Annotated in this window: 17 protein-coding genes; 4 read left to right on the top strand and 13 right to left on the bottom strand. The window is 73.1% G+C overall.

Translation table 11 applies throughout. From position 1 onward, the window contains the following. Window positions 1-91: 91 nt before the first annotated feature. The 4 genes from ACFVHO_RS26165 to ACFVHO_RS26180 form a co-directional block, all read right to left on the bottom strand. Complete coding sequence (locus tag ACFVHO_RS26165; RefSeq protein ID WP_385719269.1) at window positions 92-526, bottom strand: VOC family protein; 435 nt, start codon at window positions 524-526, stop codon at window positions 92-94. Window positions 527-584: 58 nt separating this feature from the next. After that, the gene (locus tag ACFVHO_RS26170) at window positions 585-1,292 is read right to left on the bottom strand and encodes a maleylpyruvate isomerase family mycothiol-dependent enzyme (RefSeq protein ID WP_385719272.1); all 708 of its coding nucleotides are present in this window, start codon (window positions 1,290-1,292) and stop codon (window positions 585-587) included. A 100-nt stretch (window positions 1,293-1,392) separates the two neighbouring features. After that, a complete protein-coding gene (locus tag ACFVHO_RS26175; RefSeq protein WP_385719274.1) occupies window positions 1,393-2,277 on the bottom strand; it encodes an NAD(P)H-binding protein in 885 nt (294 codons plus the stop codon). A 73-nt stretch (window positions 2,278-2,350) separates the two neighbouring features. Further along, entirely contained in the window at window positions 2,351-3,400 is a 1,050-nt protein-coding gene (locus tag ACFVHO_RS26180) for a YncE family protein (RefSeq protein WP_385719276.1), read from the bottom strand. A gap of 147 nt (window positions 3,401-3,547) precedes the next feature. On the opposite strand from ACFVHO_RS26180, the gene ACFVHO_RS26185 reads away from it, so the two are divergent. Beyond that, complete coding sequence (locus ACFVHO_RS26185; protein WP_385719279.1) at window positions 3,548-4,441, top strand: LysR family transcriptional regulator; 894 nt, start codon at window positions 3,548-3,550, stop codon at window positions 4,439-4,441. A gap of 46 nt (window positions 4,442-4,487) precedes the next feature. Here ACFVHO_RS26185 and ACFVHO_RS26190 read toward each other — a convergent pair whose 3' ends face one another. From ACFVHO_RS26190 to ACFVHO_RS26200, 3 genes are all read right to left on the bottom strand, one after another. Then, window positions 4,488-4,754 (bottom strand): hypothetical protein, encoded by a 267-nt coding sequence (locus ACFVHO_RS26190; RefSeq protein ID WP_385719281.1) that lies wholly within the window; start codon window positions 4,752-4,754, stop codon window positions 4,488-4,490. Between the two features lie 180 nt (window positions 4,755-4,934). Beyond that, on the bottom strand, window positions 4,935-5,303 hold the full coding sequence (locus ACFVHO_RS26195; protein WP_385719284.1) for a nuclear transport factor 2 family protein: 369 nt from the start codon (window positions 5,301-5,303) through the stop codon (window positions 4,935-4,937). Then, window positions 5,300-5,821 carry a cupin domain-containing protein gene (locus tag ACFVHO_RS26200; RefSeq protein WP_385719286.1) on the bottom strand — a complete coding sequence of 174 codons (522 nt, stop codon included), beginning with the start codon at window positions 5,819-5,821 and terminating at the stop codon, window positions 5,300-5,302. Before ACFVHO_RS26200 ends, ACFVHO_RS26195 begins: the two co-directional genes overlap by 4 nt. A gap of 161 nt (window positions 5,822-5,982) precedes the next feature. Between ACFVHO_RS26200 and ACFVHO_RS26205 the strand changes: the two genes are divergently transcribed. Further along, complete coding sequence (locus tag ACFVHO_RS26205) at window positions 5,983-7,065, top strand: LuxR C-terminal-related transcriptional regulator (protein ID WP_385719288.1); 1,083 nt, start codon at window positions 5,983-5,985, stop codon at window positions 7,063-7,065. Here ACFVHO_RS26205 and ACFVHO_RS26210 read toward each other — a convergent pair. The 3 genes from ACFVHO_RS26210 to ACFVHO_RS26220 form a co-directional block, all read right to left on the bottom strand. Then, window positions 7,062-7,679 (bottom strand): TOPRIM nucleotidyl transferase/hydrolase domain-containing protein, encoded by a 618-nt coding sequence (locus ACFVHO_RS26210; protein ID WP_385719290.1) that lies wholly within the window; start codon window positions 7,677-7,679, stop codon window positions 7,062-7,064. The two genes, ACFVHO_RS26205 and ACFVHO_RS26210, sit on opposite strands and share 4 nt — an antisense overlap. Before the next feature lie 77 nt (window positions 7,680-7,756). After that, a complete protein-coding gene (locus ACFVHO_RS26215) occupies window positions 7,757-8,710 on the bottom strand; it encodes an alpha/beta fold hydrolase (protein WP_385719293.1) in 954 nt (317 codons plus the stop codon). A gap of 201 nt (window positions 8,711-8,911) precedes the next feature. Further along, window positions 8,912-9,667, bottom strand: a complete 756-nt coding sequence (locus ACFVHO_RS26220; protein ID WP_385719296.1) for an ArsR/SmtB family transcription factor — start codon at window positions 9,665-9,667, stop codon at window positions 8,912-8,914. 66 nt (window positions 9,668-9,733) lie between these two features. Here ACFVHO_RS26220 and ACFVHO_RS26225 point away from each other — a divergent pair, with 66 nt between their 5' ends. Continuing rightward, window positions 9,734-10,399, top strand: a complete 666-nt coding sequence (locus ACFVHO_RS26225; RefSeq protein ID WP_385719299.1) for a flavin reductase family protein — start codon at window positions 9,734-9,736, stop codon at window positions 10,397-10,399. A 24-nt stretch (window positions 10,400-10,423) separates the two neighbouring features. Here the strand turns inward: ACFVHO_RS26225 and ACFVHO_RS26230 are convergent, their stop codons facing one another. Genes ACFVHO_RS26230 through ACFVHO_RS26240 form a run of 3 tightly spaced genes read right to left on the bottom strand, consistent with a single transcriptional unit; the run spans window position 10,424 to window position 14,332 of the window. Further along, the gene (locus ACFVHO_RS26230; RefSeq protein WP_385719302.1) at window positions 10,424-12,490 is read right to left on the bottom strand and encodes an iron ABC transporter permease; all 2,067 of its coding nucleotides are present in this window, start codon (window positions 12,488-12,490) and stop codon (window positions 10,424-10,426) included. A gap of 4 nt (window positions 12,491-12,494) precedes the next feature. Next, window positions 12,495-13,475, bottom strand: coding sequence for an iron-siderophore ABC transporter substrate-binding protein (locus ACFVHO_RS26235; RefSeq protein WP_385719305.1), 981 nt, complete (start codon window positions 13,473-13,475; stop codon window positions 12,495-12,497). Next, window positions 13,472-14,332 (bottom strand): ABC transporter ATP-binding protein, encoded by an 861-nt coding sequence (locus ACFVHO_RS26240; protein WP_385719308.1) that lies wholly within the window; start codon window positions 14,330-14,332, stop codon window positions 13,472-13,474. Before ACFVHO_RS26240 ends, ACFVHO_RS26235 begins: the two co-directional genes overlap by 4 nt. Window positions 14,333-14,562: 230 nt before the next feature. Between ACFVHO_RS26240 and ACFVHO_RS26245 the strand changes: the two genes are divergently transcribed. Further along, window positions 14,563-15,657 carry an alpha/beta hydrolase-fold protein gene (locus ACFVHO_RS26245; RefSeq protein ID WP_385719311.1) on the top strand — a complete coding sequence of 365 codons (1,095 nt, stop codon included), beginning with the start codon at window positions 14,563-14,565 and terminating at the stop codon, window positions 15,655-15,657. Window positions 15,658-15,735 lie beyond the last annotated feature (78 nt).

Raw genomic sequence — 15,735 nt, forward strand, 5'->3', positions numbered from 1 at the left:
CCAGGCGCACTTGAAGACTGCCCGGCCCGCGCGACCAACCATACGGCGGCGGGGCGCCGCGCCGGCTGCGTCCCGGAAGGCCGCGGGGTGGTCAGTCGAGGCAGAACTCGTTGCCCTCGATGTCCTGCATCACGATGCACGACTCGTTCTCCTCGTCGGCGGCAAGGAGTTGCACGCGTACCGCTCCGAGCGCCACCAGGCGCGTGCATTCCGCCTCGAGGGTGGCCAGACGCTCCGCCCCCACGAGCCCGGTGCCCGCCCGCACGTCGAGGTGCACCCGGTTCTTGGCGACCTTGCCTTCGGGAACGCGCTGGAAGTACAGGCGCGGGCCCACGCCTGAGGGATCACTGCAGACGAACCAGGAATCCCGCTTCGCCGGGGGCAGCGACTGGTTGTAGTCGTCCCACGTGGCGAACCCCTCGGGTGGCGGCGGTGCGACGTACCCGAGCACCTCGCACCAGAAACGGGCGACGCGCTCGGGTTCGGCGCAGTCGAAGGTCACTTGGAGCTTCCTGATCGTTGGCATCGGCGCACCATAGCAAGGGGGCTCCGGGGCTGATCTCCCGGTGTGGATCCGCGGGTTTTCAGTCCGCGGGGTCGGGCGGCCACGGGCCCAGTTCCGGCACGTCGGTACCGGTCGTGTCCAGGTGTCCTTCGGTGTCGCGGCCGGACATCCAGGCCGCGAGGTCACGCAGCGCTCCGGAGACCTCGACCGTCGTGCCCGTGCCCAGGACCTGGGTGAACTCGTCGTCCGTGGCCCGCAGGCGCAGCCGCGTGCCGGCCGGGGCCCGGGCGGACAGGAAGTCCAGGGCGTGCACGGCGAAGTCGCGCGGCCAGTCCCGGGGGCGGTAGCCGACCGCGAGGTCGACGGCGTGGATCTCCGCCTCCCGCCACCGGGCGAGGGCGGTGTCGAGGACCGTGGCGTGGCGGAAGCGGACCGTGCGCTGCCAGTCCGCTGCCGTCAGCCCGCTCCACGCCTCCTCCAACGCCCTCTGGGCGAGCTTCAGTTCCTCGCGGAGCTCGGCCACGGGCCGGGCGGCCCCTTCGTCGATGGACCGGTCACGCCCTTCCTGCCCGCCGTCGTACATGTCGACGAGTTCGCCCCGCAGCGCGGCCAGCGCCTGCGCCTCGAAGGCACGGGCGTTGTCGACGAGGTGCTGGAGGACGTGCCCGCGGGTCCAGCCGGGCAGGGCAGAGGGCTCGCCCCGTTGCCGGTCGTCGAGTCGACCGGCCAGTTCGAGCACCCGGGCGTGCGACCCCGCGACGCGGACCACCAGTTCGTCTGGAGCCATATACGAGTTGACCACTGTCGCAGCCTAACCACAGAGGCCCCCTTCCGGCATCCGCCCCGGCCCCCGACGTCCTGGTGCGCCAACGCCCCGCCGCTGTCGTTCAGTTGGCCAGGGCGGGCTTGAGCACCTCCTCGCACCACTGCCGGAACGTGGTCGGGGTGGTCGATTCCGCGGTGCGCGGCTCGACGTTGTCGAGGCCGCGGTTCTTCGCGTCGAACATGTCCACCATTCCCTGTGCCATCGCGTCGGTCATGCCGAAGCCGGTCATGCGCGCCTTGAGGGCCGGGCCCGGGATCTGCCGGTAGTGGATCTCCCTGCCGGTCACCTCGGAGATGATCCGGGCCATGTCCGTGGGCGACAGGTCCTCGGGGCCGAGGCAGGCGACCTGGCCGGAGCCCTGCCAGGTGTCGTCGAGGAGCAGTCCAGCCGCGGTCGCGGCGATGTCGCGGGTGGCGACGGTGGGGGCCTTCAGGTCCGGGTCGATCATCATGAAGAACGCGTCCTGCTCGTTGATCGAGCCGACGTGGTGCAGCAGGTTGTGCATGAACGACGGACAGGCCACGGCCCGGAAGGCGACGCCCGAGGCGGCGATCAGGTCGCACATCGCCAGCGAGGCCGTGACCAGGCCCGCGTCGTCGACCTGCGGCGCGCCCCGCCCGAGCGCGGTGACGGCCACCACCCGGCGCACCCCGTGGCGGGCGAACGCCTCACTGGCGGGGCGGGTGAAGTCGACGTAGACGGTCTCGGCGCTCGGTGCGTCCCCGTCGTCCGGAGCGAGCCAGAACACCGCCTCGGCGCCCGCGCACGCCCGGTCGATGACGTCGGGGTCGCCGTGCGAGCCCTCGATCACCTCGGCGCGCTCGCGCACTTCGGGGGCGAGCCGCGAGGGGTCACGGGCGACGAGGCGCAGCGGCGCCCCTCGGTCGAGCAGGTCGTCGACGAGCTGACGGCCGATGGTGCTGGTGGGGGCGGTGATGACGATCATGGTTGGGCCTTTCTGGTGGTGGGGTGCGGGCGTGCGGCGGGCAGGGGGCCGTGGGCCGGGCGCAGGACGTGCTTCACGCTCGCCGCGGGATGTACGCCAGGCCGTGCGCGCCCGAGTCGCCGAACGCCCGGTGCCGCAGGGGCGTCAGGGGTCGCAGCGTCTCCAGGTCGACGATCTCGACGGTGGACGAGGCGTAGCAGGCGACGTACGCGATCCGGCCGTCGGGCGACGACGTGATGGTCAGCGGGACGAGTCCCACCTCGACGTCGCCGAGCCGCTTGTGGGTGTCGGCGGCGAACACCGTGAGGCGGCCGGGCGCCATGCGGCTGGTTCCGGTCGCCCGGTCGTGGTCCGTGCCGACCTCGCCCGCGAGCAGCTTCCCCGTCGAGGTGAGGTGGAGGGGCATGGCGGCGCTCTCCAGGGGGAGGGTGTCGACGACGGCCGTCGTGCGGGTGTCGATCACCCTGATCCCCGGGGGTGTCGCGCCCTTCGCGGCGAAGGAGCCGCCGTGCGGCGCGGCGACGAAGGCGTGCGTGCCGTCGGCCGCGACGGCGACACCCTCGCTGCCCGGCACCTCGACCCGCGCGGTGAGGGTTTCCCGTTCGAGGTCGAGGACCGAGACGTAGGGCGCCTCCTTGTTGGCGACGTACGCCGTCGTTCCGGCCGCGTCGACGGCCAGCCAGTGCGAGCCGGGGGCGTCGGTGTCGATCCTGCCGAGGGGGCGGCGGGTCCGCGTGTCGATGACGACGACGCCGCCGGGGCGGTCATCGGCGCCCTCCACGGTGACGTACAGACGGCCGCGCTCCGCGTCCAGCGCGAGTCCGTGCGGGGCGTGTTCGGGGGCGAGGTCGACGACCTCGACGACGCTGCGGGTGTCGGGGTCGATGACGGTCAGCTCGGTACGGCGGCCGGTGTTCGCGTGGTAGAAGCCCGAGTGGTACGTCATCGTGCACCACAGCAGCCGCCGTGTCGGGTCGAAGCACAACTCGTGCGGCTGGGCGAGGGTTTCGACCGAGCCGAGGTACCGGTCGGACGCGGCGTCGAAGAACGACACCGAAGGGCCGCTCTGGCAGACCACGGCCAGCACATCGCCTTCGCGACCGGCCCGTGGGGACTCCTGCATGACTGACTCCTTGCGCATGGCGCTGGTGGTGCGGACCGCGTTCTCGCGGGCCTGTCTCCACCCTCTGAGCACATGACCTGCCCGACAATGCAAGAATCAGCATCTAATTATTGACTCAGGCGTAAAGATGCAGCTCAGGAGCCGTCCATGGATCTCAATCTGCTACGCGTCCTGGACGCCCTGCTCCAGGAGAACAGCGTCACGCGCGCCGCCGAGCGCCTCGGCACCTCCCCCGCGGCCGCCAGCCGCACCCTGGCCCGGCTCCGTCGCGCCGTCGGCGATCCGCTCCTGGTCCGGGCGGGGCAGGGCCTGGTCCCCACGCCCAGAGCCGTCGAACTCCGCGACGAGGTGAGCGCGTTGCTGCGGGGCTGTGACAACGTCCTGCGGCCGGGAGCGGGGTTCGAGGCCGTCCATCTGCAGCGCGCCTTCACCGTGCAGGCCACCGACCTGCTCCTGGCGGGACTCGCCGGTCCCCTGACCGAGCGGATCCGCGCGGAGGCGCCGGACGTGGACGTGGTGTTCCTGCCCGAGGCCCTGGAGGGCGGGACCGCGCTGCGGGAGGGCACGGTGGACGTCGAGCTCGGCGTCCTCGCGCATCTGGACCCGGAGATCCGCACCCAAAGCCTCGTCCGGCGGCCGCTGGTGGGGGTCGCCCGCAGCGGTCACCCCCTGTTCCAGAAGCGGATCGACGCCCGTCGTTTCGCCGCCGCCGACCACATCGGCATCTCCCGGCACGGCAAGCGCCTCGGCCCCATCGACCAGGCCCTCGCGGAACGCGGACTGCGACGCCGTGTCGCCGTCGTCGTCCCCAGCCACACCGGCGCCATGCTCCTCGCCCGGGACACCGACCTCGTCGCCCTCACCCTGACCGGCTGCCTCCCCGGCCCGACCGCCGCCCTGGGACTGCGGACGTTCCCCCTCCCCCTGGACCTGCCCCCGATCGACCTCGGGATGGCCTGGCACCCCCGCAACTCGGCGGATCCCGGGCACCGTTGGTTCCGCGAGCATGTGGCGGCGGCCGTACGAGGAGTGTCCGGGTGACGCCGTGCGGCGCTGCCGGCCGCCACCCCCTCCCGCCCCGGCCTCGTCAGCAGCCGACCTCCCACGCGAACGGCGGGAGCGTCGCCGCCTTCGCGTAGACGCCCACGGCCCACGGCGACAGACAGCACAGCGGATGCAGCCGGGCCTGAGGCAGGCTGGCCAACTGCCGCGCGCTGTGCGCCACGCAGCCGGTCATCTCCTTGCCGTCGGCGGTGAGCACCGTCACCGCCACCAGAGGCCCTTCGCACGGAGTCAAGTCCTTCGCGTCGGCCGCCCCGCATCGTGCGCCCTGTTCCGCGTCGTGCTCGCGCATGCCACCCACCCCCCACGTAGTCGCACCGCAAGAGGTTTGCCCGGATCACGGCTGTTCACGGGTGAGTTGACCAGCTCGTCGAGAATCCTTTACGCGACGTGCGCGACGCGGCCGGAAGCGGACGGCGGCGTGCCGCCCTCCTCCTTCAGCCCGGCCGCGCTCAGGGCACGCACACCGGAGTCAGGGCGCGTACACCGGGGTCAGGTCGACCACGACGCGGAAGTCCACGATCAGCCCGTCGTCGCCGACCCGCCAGATCGTCACGGCGGGCAGCGTCACTTCCCTCGTGTCCAGGCGGGTGTACGTCACCTCGGTGAGGGCGATGGTCGTGGCGCCGACGACCCAGGAGTCGACGATGCGGTGCCGCAGGGCGGCGATGGTCTCCATGAACGCGGTGTTGGCGGCGAGAATGGCCTCGCGCCCGACGAGGGGCTCACCGTTGCCGAACACCATGGTGGCGTTCTCGGCGAGCAGGTCCGCGACGGCGTGCAGCTCCTTCCCGTCGATCTTCGCGAAGAGGGCTTCGGGCGTGGGAGCGGTGGTGGTCATGTCGTCTCCTGTGCGGTGGGAGGGCCGTCGGCGGGGACCGCGATGTCCGCGCCGTAGGCCCGGGTGAGCTCGGCGAGGCGGGAGAAGTCGGCGGGGTCGAGCGGGGGTGCCTGCTCGCCCGGCCTGGCCGGTACGCCCGCCTCGACGAAGAAGCGCTCGAACCCGGCGGGCGCGGTCAGCACCAGCATGCGCGCGGGCGTCACGCCCGGGTTGGTGAACCCGTGCACGATGCCCCGCGGCAGATAGAGGAAGTCGCCCACGCGCGCCCGGGTCGTCGTCCGCCCGGCGAGGACCTCCAGCTCACCGTCGAGCAGGTAGAAGGCCTCGTCCTCCCGGCCGTGCACATGCGGCGGCGGGCCACCACCGGGCGGCACCGATGCCTCCAGCAGCGCGAACGCGCCGTGCGTCGAGTCGCCGCTCGCCTTGATGGTGTAGGTGTCCCCCACCACCCACAGGGACCGGCCCTCACCGGAACGGACATGGCGGACCCCCGTCGCCCCTTCACTGATCGCGGTCATCGCGCCTCCTCATTGCGTGCCCCCGTTCCCCCCGGTCTCACCGGGAACTGCCTGCGTTCCCCGAGAACTGCCTGCTCACGACGCTAGGACTGACGAGACCTGCTGCCTATACCACTTTTCTGGTGTTCTGCCTCCGACCCGTCTATGCCACGATGAGTGATGTGAACCACAGCACCCGGGCACGTGCCTACGAGCGGGTGGCACGGCTCACCGGAGCGCACCTCGACCTGCCGACGTTCCTCGACGAGGCGTCCGCGCTGCTCGCGACGGCGCTGCCGCACGACGCGGCCTGCTGGCACACCATGGATCCGGCGACGCTCATCGAGACGGGCTTCCACCTGGAGAACATGCCGCAGGCCCCGGACGCCGAGGTCGCGGCCCTCGCGTATCTGCCCGACGACTTCAACTCGTTCGTCGCGCTCGCGCGGGCCGACCGCCACAGCGGCGTCCTGAGCGCGGCCACCGGCGGCCACCCGGAGCGGAGTCTGCGCTACCGCGAACTCCTGCGCCCGAACGGCGTCACCGGCGAACTGCGCACGTCGTGCGTCGTGGACGGAACCTGCTGGGGCAACTTCGCGTTCTTCCGCGAGACCCCGGCCGACTTCACCGAGGACGAGCTGGACTTCGCCCACGACCTCGCCGCGGTGCTCGGCGGCGGCTTCCGGGGCGCGGTGGTGCGGGGCAGGAGCGGCGGCGCCGCGGCCGGGCTCTGGCCCGGGCTGCTCCTGTTCGACGAGAACCGGCGGGTCGAGTCGGCGACCGGTCCGGCCCGCCACTGGCTCGGGGAACTCGGCTTCCGCGGCTCGCCGGGCGAGGGCCCCCTGCCGTACGCGCTCCTCATGGTCGCCGAGCACGCCCGCGGTGCCGCCGCCGACGCGAGCGTGCGGGTCCGGGGCGAGTCGGGGAGCTGGGTCGAACTTCACGCCTCACCGGCGTCCGGCGGCGGGCCGGGCAGGATCGCCGTCATCCTGCAGTCCGCCACCGCCCCGTCCGTCGCCTCGCTGCTGTCCGCCGCGTACGGCCTCACTCCCCGGGAGCGCGAGCTGGTCGGCCTGGTCCTGCGGGGCTGCGGGACGGGGGAGATCGCGACGCGCCTGTTCATCTCCCCGCACACCGTCCAGGGCCATCTCAAGTCGGTCTTCGCCAAGACCGGGGTGCGCAGCCGTCGGGAGCTGGTCACGCGTGTGTTCACGCCGGACCCCGGCACGTCAGAGGGTCCGGATCGCCGTACGTCCGACGGTTAGATGCTGGCGAGCAGGTCGTCCAACGGGGCGGGTACGCGGTCCGGTTCGAGGGCCTCGACGAGGACGCGGCCGTAGCGGATCTTGCGTCCCTTCTTCGAACCGAAGAAGCGCCGCACCTGCTGGTGCGCGGTGCGGCCCTGGTGTGCGGGCTGCCGCTGGAGGGTCTGCAGGGCGCGCAGTTCGCCCTCCGCCCGGACGAGTTCCTCGACGCGCGGCACGCCCAGGGCGCGGATCAGCTCGTCCTCCAGGTCCGCCGCGCAGACGAAGATCTCTTCCTGCGCCGCCCCGGCCCGCTCCAGGCCGCGTACGTAGTAGGGGCGCTCCGCCTCGTCGCACAGCCCGATGAGACGCAGGTCCAGGCCCGGGGGCCCGAGGAGCCGGGCGTAGCGCCCGACGCTCATGGCGCCGCCCATCGACAGGACGCAGACCCCTTCGGCCGCCAGGTCCCGGCCTCGGCGCGTGGCCAGCGCGCTGACCGCTTCGGCGTCGCTCGGCCCTTCGAGCAGGACGACCGCCCGGACGGCCAGCCGCTCGGCCAGCTCCCGCGCGGGGTCGCCGGGGCCACCGGCCGCCCACGCGGTGACCGCTTCCTGGAAAGACCCCATGTCAGCCATGGGAGGAGTCTGCGCTGTTTCCGGCCACGACGGTAAGGATTTTCCGCACGTGGACTGCCACCCCGGGGACCGGCACGTCAGCCGGTGGCCGACGCGGTGGCCTTCCCCGTGCCCCTTCCGGCGCCCTTCTCCGAGTCCCGCCCCGTGGCCTCTTCCGAGTCCCGGCCCGCGTCCCGCTCCCCGGCCCGCGCGGCGACACGCTCGATCGCCGCGACGGCGGCCTCCGGCTCGTCGACGTAGATGTAGTGCCCGCTGTCGCGGGCGGTGCTCCGCTCGCTGTCGCTGGACAGCGCCTGCCATTCCTTCTGCCCCTTCGTCCAGTCCTCCTCGAGACCCGGCCCGTACGTGGGCACGCTCGTGAGGTAGCGCTTCCCGTGCTGGAGCAGCCGCACGGGGATGTCACCGGCGGAGCGGACGTCCTGGTCGGTGAAGACGAGCTGTTCGGGGTTCTTTCCCGCGTAGATCGCGAGGGTCTGGGCGCGCACGTCGGCGGCCGGGCCGGTGGCGGACTCGGGGATCCGCTTCTTGAGGTCGGCGACGGCGGTCGGTGAGGTGGCGTCGAGCAGGACCAGGCCCCGGATCCGGTCCGGGTGGTCGGGGGCGTACGTGGCCGCGAGCATCCCGCCCATGGAATGCCCGGCCAGGACGACCGGCTCGTCCCCGGCGACCTCGTCGAGCACGGCGGTCAGCGTCCTCCCGACGCCGTCGAAGTCCTGTCGGCCCTCGGGCCGGTCGCTGTCACCCGCGCCGAGCCGGTCGTAGGCACAGACCCGCCCCTTCTCGGCGAGCCGTCGCTGGAGGTCCGACATCTTCGTCAGGTCGTCGCCGCCGCCGTGCAGCAGGACGACGACGGGTCGGTTCTCCACCGGGCTGCCGGAGCAGGAGACGTTCACCAGATGGCCGTCGGCGGTGATCTTCTTGATTCCGGTGAGCCGGTCCTTCTCGGAATGCCACGTGGGTCCCGAGGCGGACTCCGTCGCCTTCGCGTCCGCCTTCGAATCGCCGCAGCCGACCACCCCCACACTGGCCACGGCACAGCAGATCCCGATCGCGACGGCTGCCCCGGTCTTCCGGCGGGCCACAATGTCCTCCAACGAGATGTATCCCGGTCAGGCGGGGTATGACGTCGTCAATGACGCCCAGGTCGCCCACATCTATCACGGGCGAGACGCGCGGAACCTGCCCGTAGGTGCACATCCGGGGGCACGGCCACGGCCGCCCCGGCGGGACCCTCAGGCCGCCGGGGCTCCTGCCGCGGGCGCGGCCCCTGCCCCGGGCGCGAGGACATCGTCGGCCAGGCCGAGGTGGCGCTGGAGCGCCGCGCGCCCAGGGGCGGTGACCACGAGGGCGCGGGTGGTGCCCACGCGGGTCATCCAGCCCGTGTCGAGCACGTGGCGGCACAGGGCCGCGCCGACCGCTCCGGCCAGGTGCGGGCGGCGTTCGGTCCAGTCGAGGCAGGACCGCACCGACGGCCGGCGCGTGCCGGACGGGACGGTGACGCCGAGGTCCGCGAGCCAGTCGGCGCCCTCGGTGGTGAGCGCGAGGCCGTGGCCGAGGTCCAGGAGGCGGCGTTCGATCATCGCGTCGGTGATCGCGACGCCGATGGTCCCGGCGAGGTGGTCGTAGCAGGTGCGGGCGTGGGCGAGCGCCTGGCGGCGACCGGCCGCCGACAGGGTGCGGGGCGCCGGGCCGCCGCCGGGGGCCAGTGCGGCGAGGCCCTCGATCAGCTCGGCGACCTGGGGACCGGCCAGGCGCACATAGCGGTGGCGGCCCTGGCGTTCCTCGGCCAGGAGGTTGCCCCGGACGAGGGCGTGCAGGTGCTCGGTCGCGGTGGAGGGGGCCACGCCCACGTGCCGGGCGAGTTCCGTCGCCGTCCAGGCCCGTCCGTCGAGCAGGGCCAGGCAGAAGCCCGCCCGGGTGCCGTCGGCGAGGAGCCGCGCCACGGCGGCCAGGTCGGGACCGCTGCCGCGGGTGCGCCGTGTGTCCATACCGGCGATTCTCACCCCGGAACGCTTCGGCCACCGCCGAAGCGTCCGGCTCCTAGCGTCTCGTGCATGAACACGGCACACCTGGACGCCCTGCCCGCGGCGGGAGACGTCACCCACCTGACGATCGAGCCGAACATCCTGTACTTCGGGACGCCGGTCGTGCTCCTGTCGACGGAGAACGGGGACGGCTCGTTCAACCTCGCCCCGGTCTCCTCCGCCTGGGCGCTCGGGCAGACGGTGGTGCTCGGCCTGGGCCGCGACGGGCAGACCGCGCACAACCTGGCGACGCGGCCCGACCTCGTCCTCAACCTGCCGACGGCCGACCAGTGGCCCGCGGTGGAGCGGCTCGCGCCGCTGACCGGCCGTGATCCGGTGCCCGCGGCCAAGGCCGAGGGCTGCCGCTTCGAGCCGGACAAGTTCGGCGCGGCCGGGCTGACCGGTGCCCCCTCCCATCTGGTCCGGCCGCCGCGCGTCGCCGAGTGTCCCCTGCAGCTGGAGGCACGCGCCGCACAGGTGCGGCCGGACGCCTCGGGAGAGTTCGTCATCGTCGAGGCGGCCGTGCGCAGGGTCCACGCCGACGCCCGCATGGTCGTGCCCGGCACCGACCACGTCGACCCCGCCGCCTGGACCCCGCTCATCTACAACTTCCGCCACTACTTCGGTCTCGGCCCGGAGCTCGGCCACTCCTACCGCACCCGGACGCCCCGCGCCCCGGCCGGACCCGCCGCCTGAAACCCCCGGAGGCGCGTACGGGCCCTAGCGGCGGCTGCGTACCAGCAGGTAGAGGAAGTACGGCGTACCGATCACTGCCGTCATGAGCCCGGCCCCGAGCTGCGCCGGCGCGATCACGGTGCGGCCCACCAGATCGGCCGTGCAGACGAGGACGGCGCCGAGGAGCACGGCGACCGGGACCACCCGGACGTGCTGGCGGCCCACGAGGGCCCGGGCGGCGTGCGGGGCGACGAGGCCGACGAAGCCGATCGTGCCCGCGGCGGACACGGCGGTGGCGCTCAGCAGGACGCTGAGGACGAGGAGGCCGAGGCGGCCGCGGCTCAGGTTGAGGCCGAGCAGCCTCGGGGTGTCCTCGTCGAGGGAGACGAGGTCGAGTTCGGTGCGCCGCATGACCGCGACGGCCAGGCCCACGGTGAGGACGACGGCGAGCGGCACGACGTCGGGGAAGGTCCGCCCGTAGGTCGAGCCGGAGAGCCAGGTGAGCGCCTTCGTCGCGTTGAACGGGTCGGTGAGGATGATGAGCAGGCTGATGACGGCCGTCGACCCGGTGGCGACGCCGAAGCCGACGAGGACGAGCCGGTTCTGCTGGAACCCGCCGCGCGCCGCGAGGCCGAAGACGATGACCGAGCTGACCGCGGCGCCCGCGAAGGCACCGGCGGCGATGCCCCACGACCCGACCACGGGCACCGTCGTCACGAGCAGGACGGCGCCGACCGCGGCGCCGTTCGTGACGCCGAGGACGCTCGGATCGGCGAGGGGGTTGCGGGTGACGGCCTGGATGAGGGTCCCGGCGAGGGCGAGCGCCGCGCCCGCGAGGAGGGCGGCGGTGACGCGGGGGACGCGGGTGTCGAGGACGAAGGTGATGGCCTGGCCCGAGCGGCCCTGCGTCCAGTTGACGACGTCGCCCAGGAGCAGCTTGCTGTCGCCGATGAGCACGGCCGCGATCGTCACGCCGACGAGCGCGGCCACGAGGACGGCGGTGGTGACGACGAAGGTGGCCCGGCTGCGGATGCGCAGCCGCTCGGTCGGCAGGGCTCCGGCGGTATCCCGGGCCCGTGCGGCCATGACGATCAGGAAGACGGCCCCGACCAGGCTGGTGACGACGCCGGTCGGCACGGCGACCGCGGTGTCCGAGGGCACGACGGCCCGCAGCAGCACGTCGGAGCCGAGCACCAGGGCGGCGCCGGTGAGGCCCGCGAACGGCAGCCGCGCCCGCGCCTTGGTGAAGGCGCGGAACCTGCGGGCGAGGGGGCGTACGAGGGCGGGGGCGCACAGGCCGACGAAGCCGATGGGTCCGGCGAGGGTGACGGCGGCCGTGGAGAGCAGCGCGGCGAGGACGACGGCGGTGACGCGGGTGGAGCGGACGGGGACGCCGACACCGCGGGCGGCGTCGTCGCCGAGGGCGAGGGCGTCGACGCGGCGGGCGAGCAGCACGAGGCCGACGAGACCGACGACGGCGACGGGCACCATCTGGAGCACGCCGTCGAAGCCGTTCTGCGCGATGCTCCCCTGGTTCCACTTGTAGAGGCCTTCCGTCTCCCGGGGGCGCAGCAGGAGGAGGGCCTCGGCGACGGCGGTGAGGCCGAAGGTGAGGGCGCTGCCGGCGAGGACGAGCCGGACCGTGCCCGCGCCGAGGCCGGAGAGGCTGAGGACGACGGCGGCCGCGGCGAGGCCGCCGACGAACGCGACGCCCGAGGAGGCGAGCAGCGGCAGCGAGAGCCCGGTGGCGGCCGCGATGCCGAGGGCGAGGTAGGAGCCCGCGTTCACGGCGAGGGTGTCGGGCGAGGCGAGGACGTTGCGGCTGACCGCCTGGAGGGCGGCGCCCGCCATGCCGAGGACGACGCCGATGAGCAGGCCCGCGGTCATGCGCGGCAGGCGGGAGGCGATGACGACGGACGAGTCGCCCGCCTCGGCCCGGCCGGTGAGGGCCTTCCAGACCTCGGGGGCGCCGACCGAGGCCGTGCCCTGGGTGATGTCCACGACCGCGAGCGCGGCGACGAGGAGGACCAGTGCGGCCGTCACCGCGGCCGCGCCCGTGCGTGACGCGACCGTCGACGGACGGGTGGCGGGGGTGGTCGCGGTGACGGCCATGGCGTTACTTCTTCAGGGTGTCGACGACGGAGTCGACGTACTGGTTCATCGACCCGGGGCCGCCGAACATCCAGATGCCGTCGGGCAGCCGGTGCACGTTGCCCTTCTTCACGAACGGCAGCGACGTCCACACCTTGTCCTTCTTCAGGACCCCGGCGAACGGGTTGCTGCCCTTGTCGCCGTCGTTGCCGATGTAGGCGAACTCCACGTTCTCGTCGAGCTTGGTGAGGCCCTCGACGTCGGTGGTGCCGAGGCCGTAGACCTTGTCGCCCTTGACCTTCCAGTCGTTCTTCAGGCCGAGCTTCTCGTTGACGGCGCCGATGAGCGAGCCGCTGGTGTACGGCCGGATCGAGGTCTGGTTGCCGGTGACGTAGCCGTCGGCGAAGGCGTACTTCGCGCCGCCGTGTCCGGCGGCGGCGATCTTCTTCTTGCCCGCGGCGAGCTTCGCCTCGAAGTCCTTCTTGAGCTTCTCGGACTGCTCGGTGGTGCCGGTGGCCTTGGCGATGAGGTCGAGGTTCTTGTTCATCTGGCCGATCGGGTCGGCGGCGTCGCTGGCCTTGACCGTCAGGACCGGGGCGACCTTGCGCAGCTGCTTCACGGCGGCGGCCGGCAGGTCGGTGGTGGCGAGGATGAGGTCGGGCTTCAGGGACGCGATGGTGTCCATGCTGGGCTCACCGCGGGTGCCGACGTCCTTGGGGTCGTTCTTCAGCGGAACGGCGCTGTCCCAGGTCTTGTAGCCCTTGACGTCGGACACGCCGGCCGGCTCGACACCGAGGGATATCAGGCTCTCGACGACGTTCCACTCGGTGCCGACGACCTTCTTGGCGGGGCCGTTCAGCTTCACCTTCGCGCCCGTGTCGTCGGTGAGGGTGAAGGACTCGGCGCCCTTCTTCGCTTCGTCGTCGGCGGACTCGGTGGTGCCGCAGGCGGACAGGGTGAGGGCCGCGGCGGTGGCGGCCGCCGCGGTGATCAGGAGGCGCTTCATGAGGTGGTGCTGAGCCTTTCGCTTCGCGAGTGGTGGCGGCCGATGGCGCGGGTGCGCAGGCGACCGGTGAGCGGGTCGGTCTCGACGTCGATGCGGATGCCATAGGTGTCGGTCAGCCGCTGCGGCGTCAGTACGTCCTCGGGGTCGCCGTCGGCGATGACACGCCCCGCGTCGAGCAGGACCACGCGGTCGGCGACGGCGGCGGCCTGGTCGAGGTCGTGCAGGACGGCGCCGACGGCGATGCCGTGGTCGTCCGCCAGGTCCCGCATGAGGTCGAGGAGTTCGACCTGGTAGCGGAGGTCGAGGTGGTTGGTCGGCTCGTCGAGCAGCAGCACGCCCGTCTCCTGGGCGAGGCAGCCGGCCAGCCAGACGCGCTGGAGCTGTCCGCCGGACAGGTGCTCGGCGCCGCGTTCGGCGAGGTCCGCGACGCCGGTCAGGGCGAGCGCGCGGTCCACCGCGGCGCGGCCGCCCGGGTCGGCCTTGCCCCAGCGGCCCCGGTAGGGGTAGCGGCCGAATTCGACGACGTCCCGGACGGTGAGCCCGCTGGGCGTGGGCCGCCCCTGCGTGAGCAGGGCGACGTGGCGCGAGAACTCACGGGGGCCGAGGGCGAGGCCGTCGGTGTCGCCGTCGATGACGATCGTGGCGGTCCGGGGCCGCTGCAGCCGGGCCAGCGTGCGCAGCAGCGTCGACTTCCCGCTGCCGTTCGGGCCCACCAGGACGGTCACTTCGCCCGGGCGCAGCGTCATCGAGGCGTCGTGTACGACATCGACGCCCTCGTACGCCACGGTGACGCCCGTGGCGAGCAGTTCATGACCCTGGGGGCGCGTGGCCTCGGCGGTCTCTTCACCAACATGCACGCCCGAAGGTTAGCCTAACCTTATTGAAGGGTGAAACGGGGGTCCCGTTACCGCCGCAAGGCGAATTCCGGCCAGACTCCCGCCCGGCGCCCGCCCGAACAGCCCCGACGGCCACCACCGAGGGCCCGTTCCGGCAGGCCGATCGGGGCTGGAAGGGACGGCCACCATGAAGTTAGGCTCACCTAATCAAGGCAGGTCCAGCTCCCCTCCCCTCTCGCAAGGAGACCTTCATGCGTGCCGAAGTGGCCCCGGCCTTCGCCGAGTTCGGGCTGTCCGGCGAACCCGGCACCGACGCGTTCTGGGCGACGGCGGGGGCACCCGCGTCGATCCCCGCCGACGACGGCGGTTGGGACACCTTGTTCCTGTGGCGCGGCTCCGCGGCCAGCATCGACTTCGAGAGCTGGTCGAAGCCCGTGCCCCTGCGCCGATGGGACGACACGGACTGCTGGTACGCCCGGGTACGGATGCCCGCGCGGCTGCGGGTGACCTACCGGTTCCGCGCGGGCGACGACGCGTACGCGGACCCGCTGAACCCGGTCGGCGCGGGCGGCGACCGGTCCATCGCCGCGACCCCGGACGCCCCGGCACAGCCGCACTGGCCCGCCGTCGGCGCCGAGGACGTCCTGCCCGTCCCCCGCACCCGGATCCGCTGGGCGAGCGAACGCCTCGGCGGCGGGCGGCGCACCGTGCGCGTGCACCCGGCGGGCGGCGGCGGTCCCGTGGTCCTGCTGCTCGACGGGGACGACTGGCTGTACCTGCACCCGGCGATGACCGCGTTCGACGCGGCCGTCGCCGCCGGCGAACTGCCGCCCGTCACACTCGTCTTCGTCCCGGCCAAGGACAGGGAGGCCGAGTTCGTGTGCCGCCCCGAGCTGTGGGAGGCGGTCCGGCACGAACTCCTTCCGCTGGTCGCGGAGTCCGGCGTACCGGCCGACGTCGACCGGCTCGTGGTCGCAGGGCAGAGCCTCGGCGGGCTGAGCGCGATGTACGCGGCCCTCGAGTTCCCGGACCTGGTGTCCCGGATCGCCGTCCAGTCCCCGTCGTTCTGGTGGACGCCCGAGGCGATGGGCCAGGCGGATCCGCTGGGCGGACCGGTCGGGGGCGCCATCGCCGCGCGCCTCGCGGAACGCCCCGATCTGTCCGGTCTGCGGGTCGCGTTCGACGTGGGGGAACACGAGGCGCGGATGCTGCCCCACTGCGAACGGGTCGAGGCCCTGACCGAACAGGCCGGGGCGACCGTGCGGGTGTCGCGGTCGGCGTCGGACCACGACCGGGCGGGGTGGCGGCAGGCACTGCTCAGGGATGTGGCCTGGGCGCTGTCCTAGGCCCTGGCGGCAGGCGGTTCCGGGGAGTTCGCGCACGCCCCGGAACCGCTCCCCGAGGCTCCGGGGTCACGGAGCCAC

Origin of the sequence: Streptomyces sp. NPDC127108 (assembly GCF_042677545.1) — a bacterium.
GTDB lineage: Bacteria > Actinomycetota > Actinomycetes > Streptomycetales > Streptomycetaceae > Streptomyces.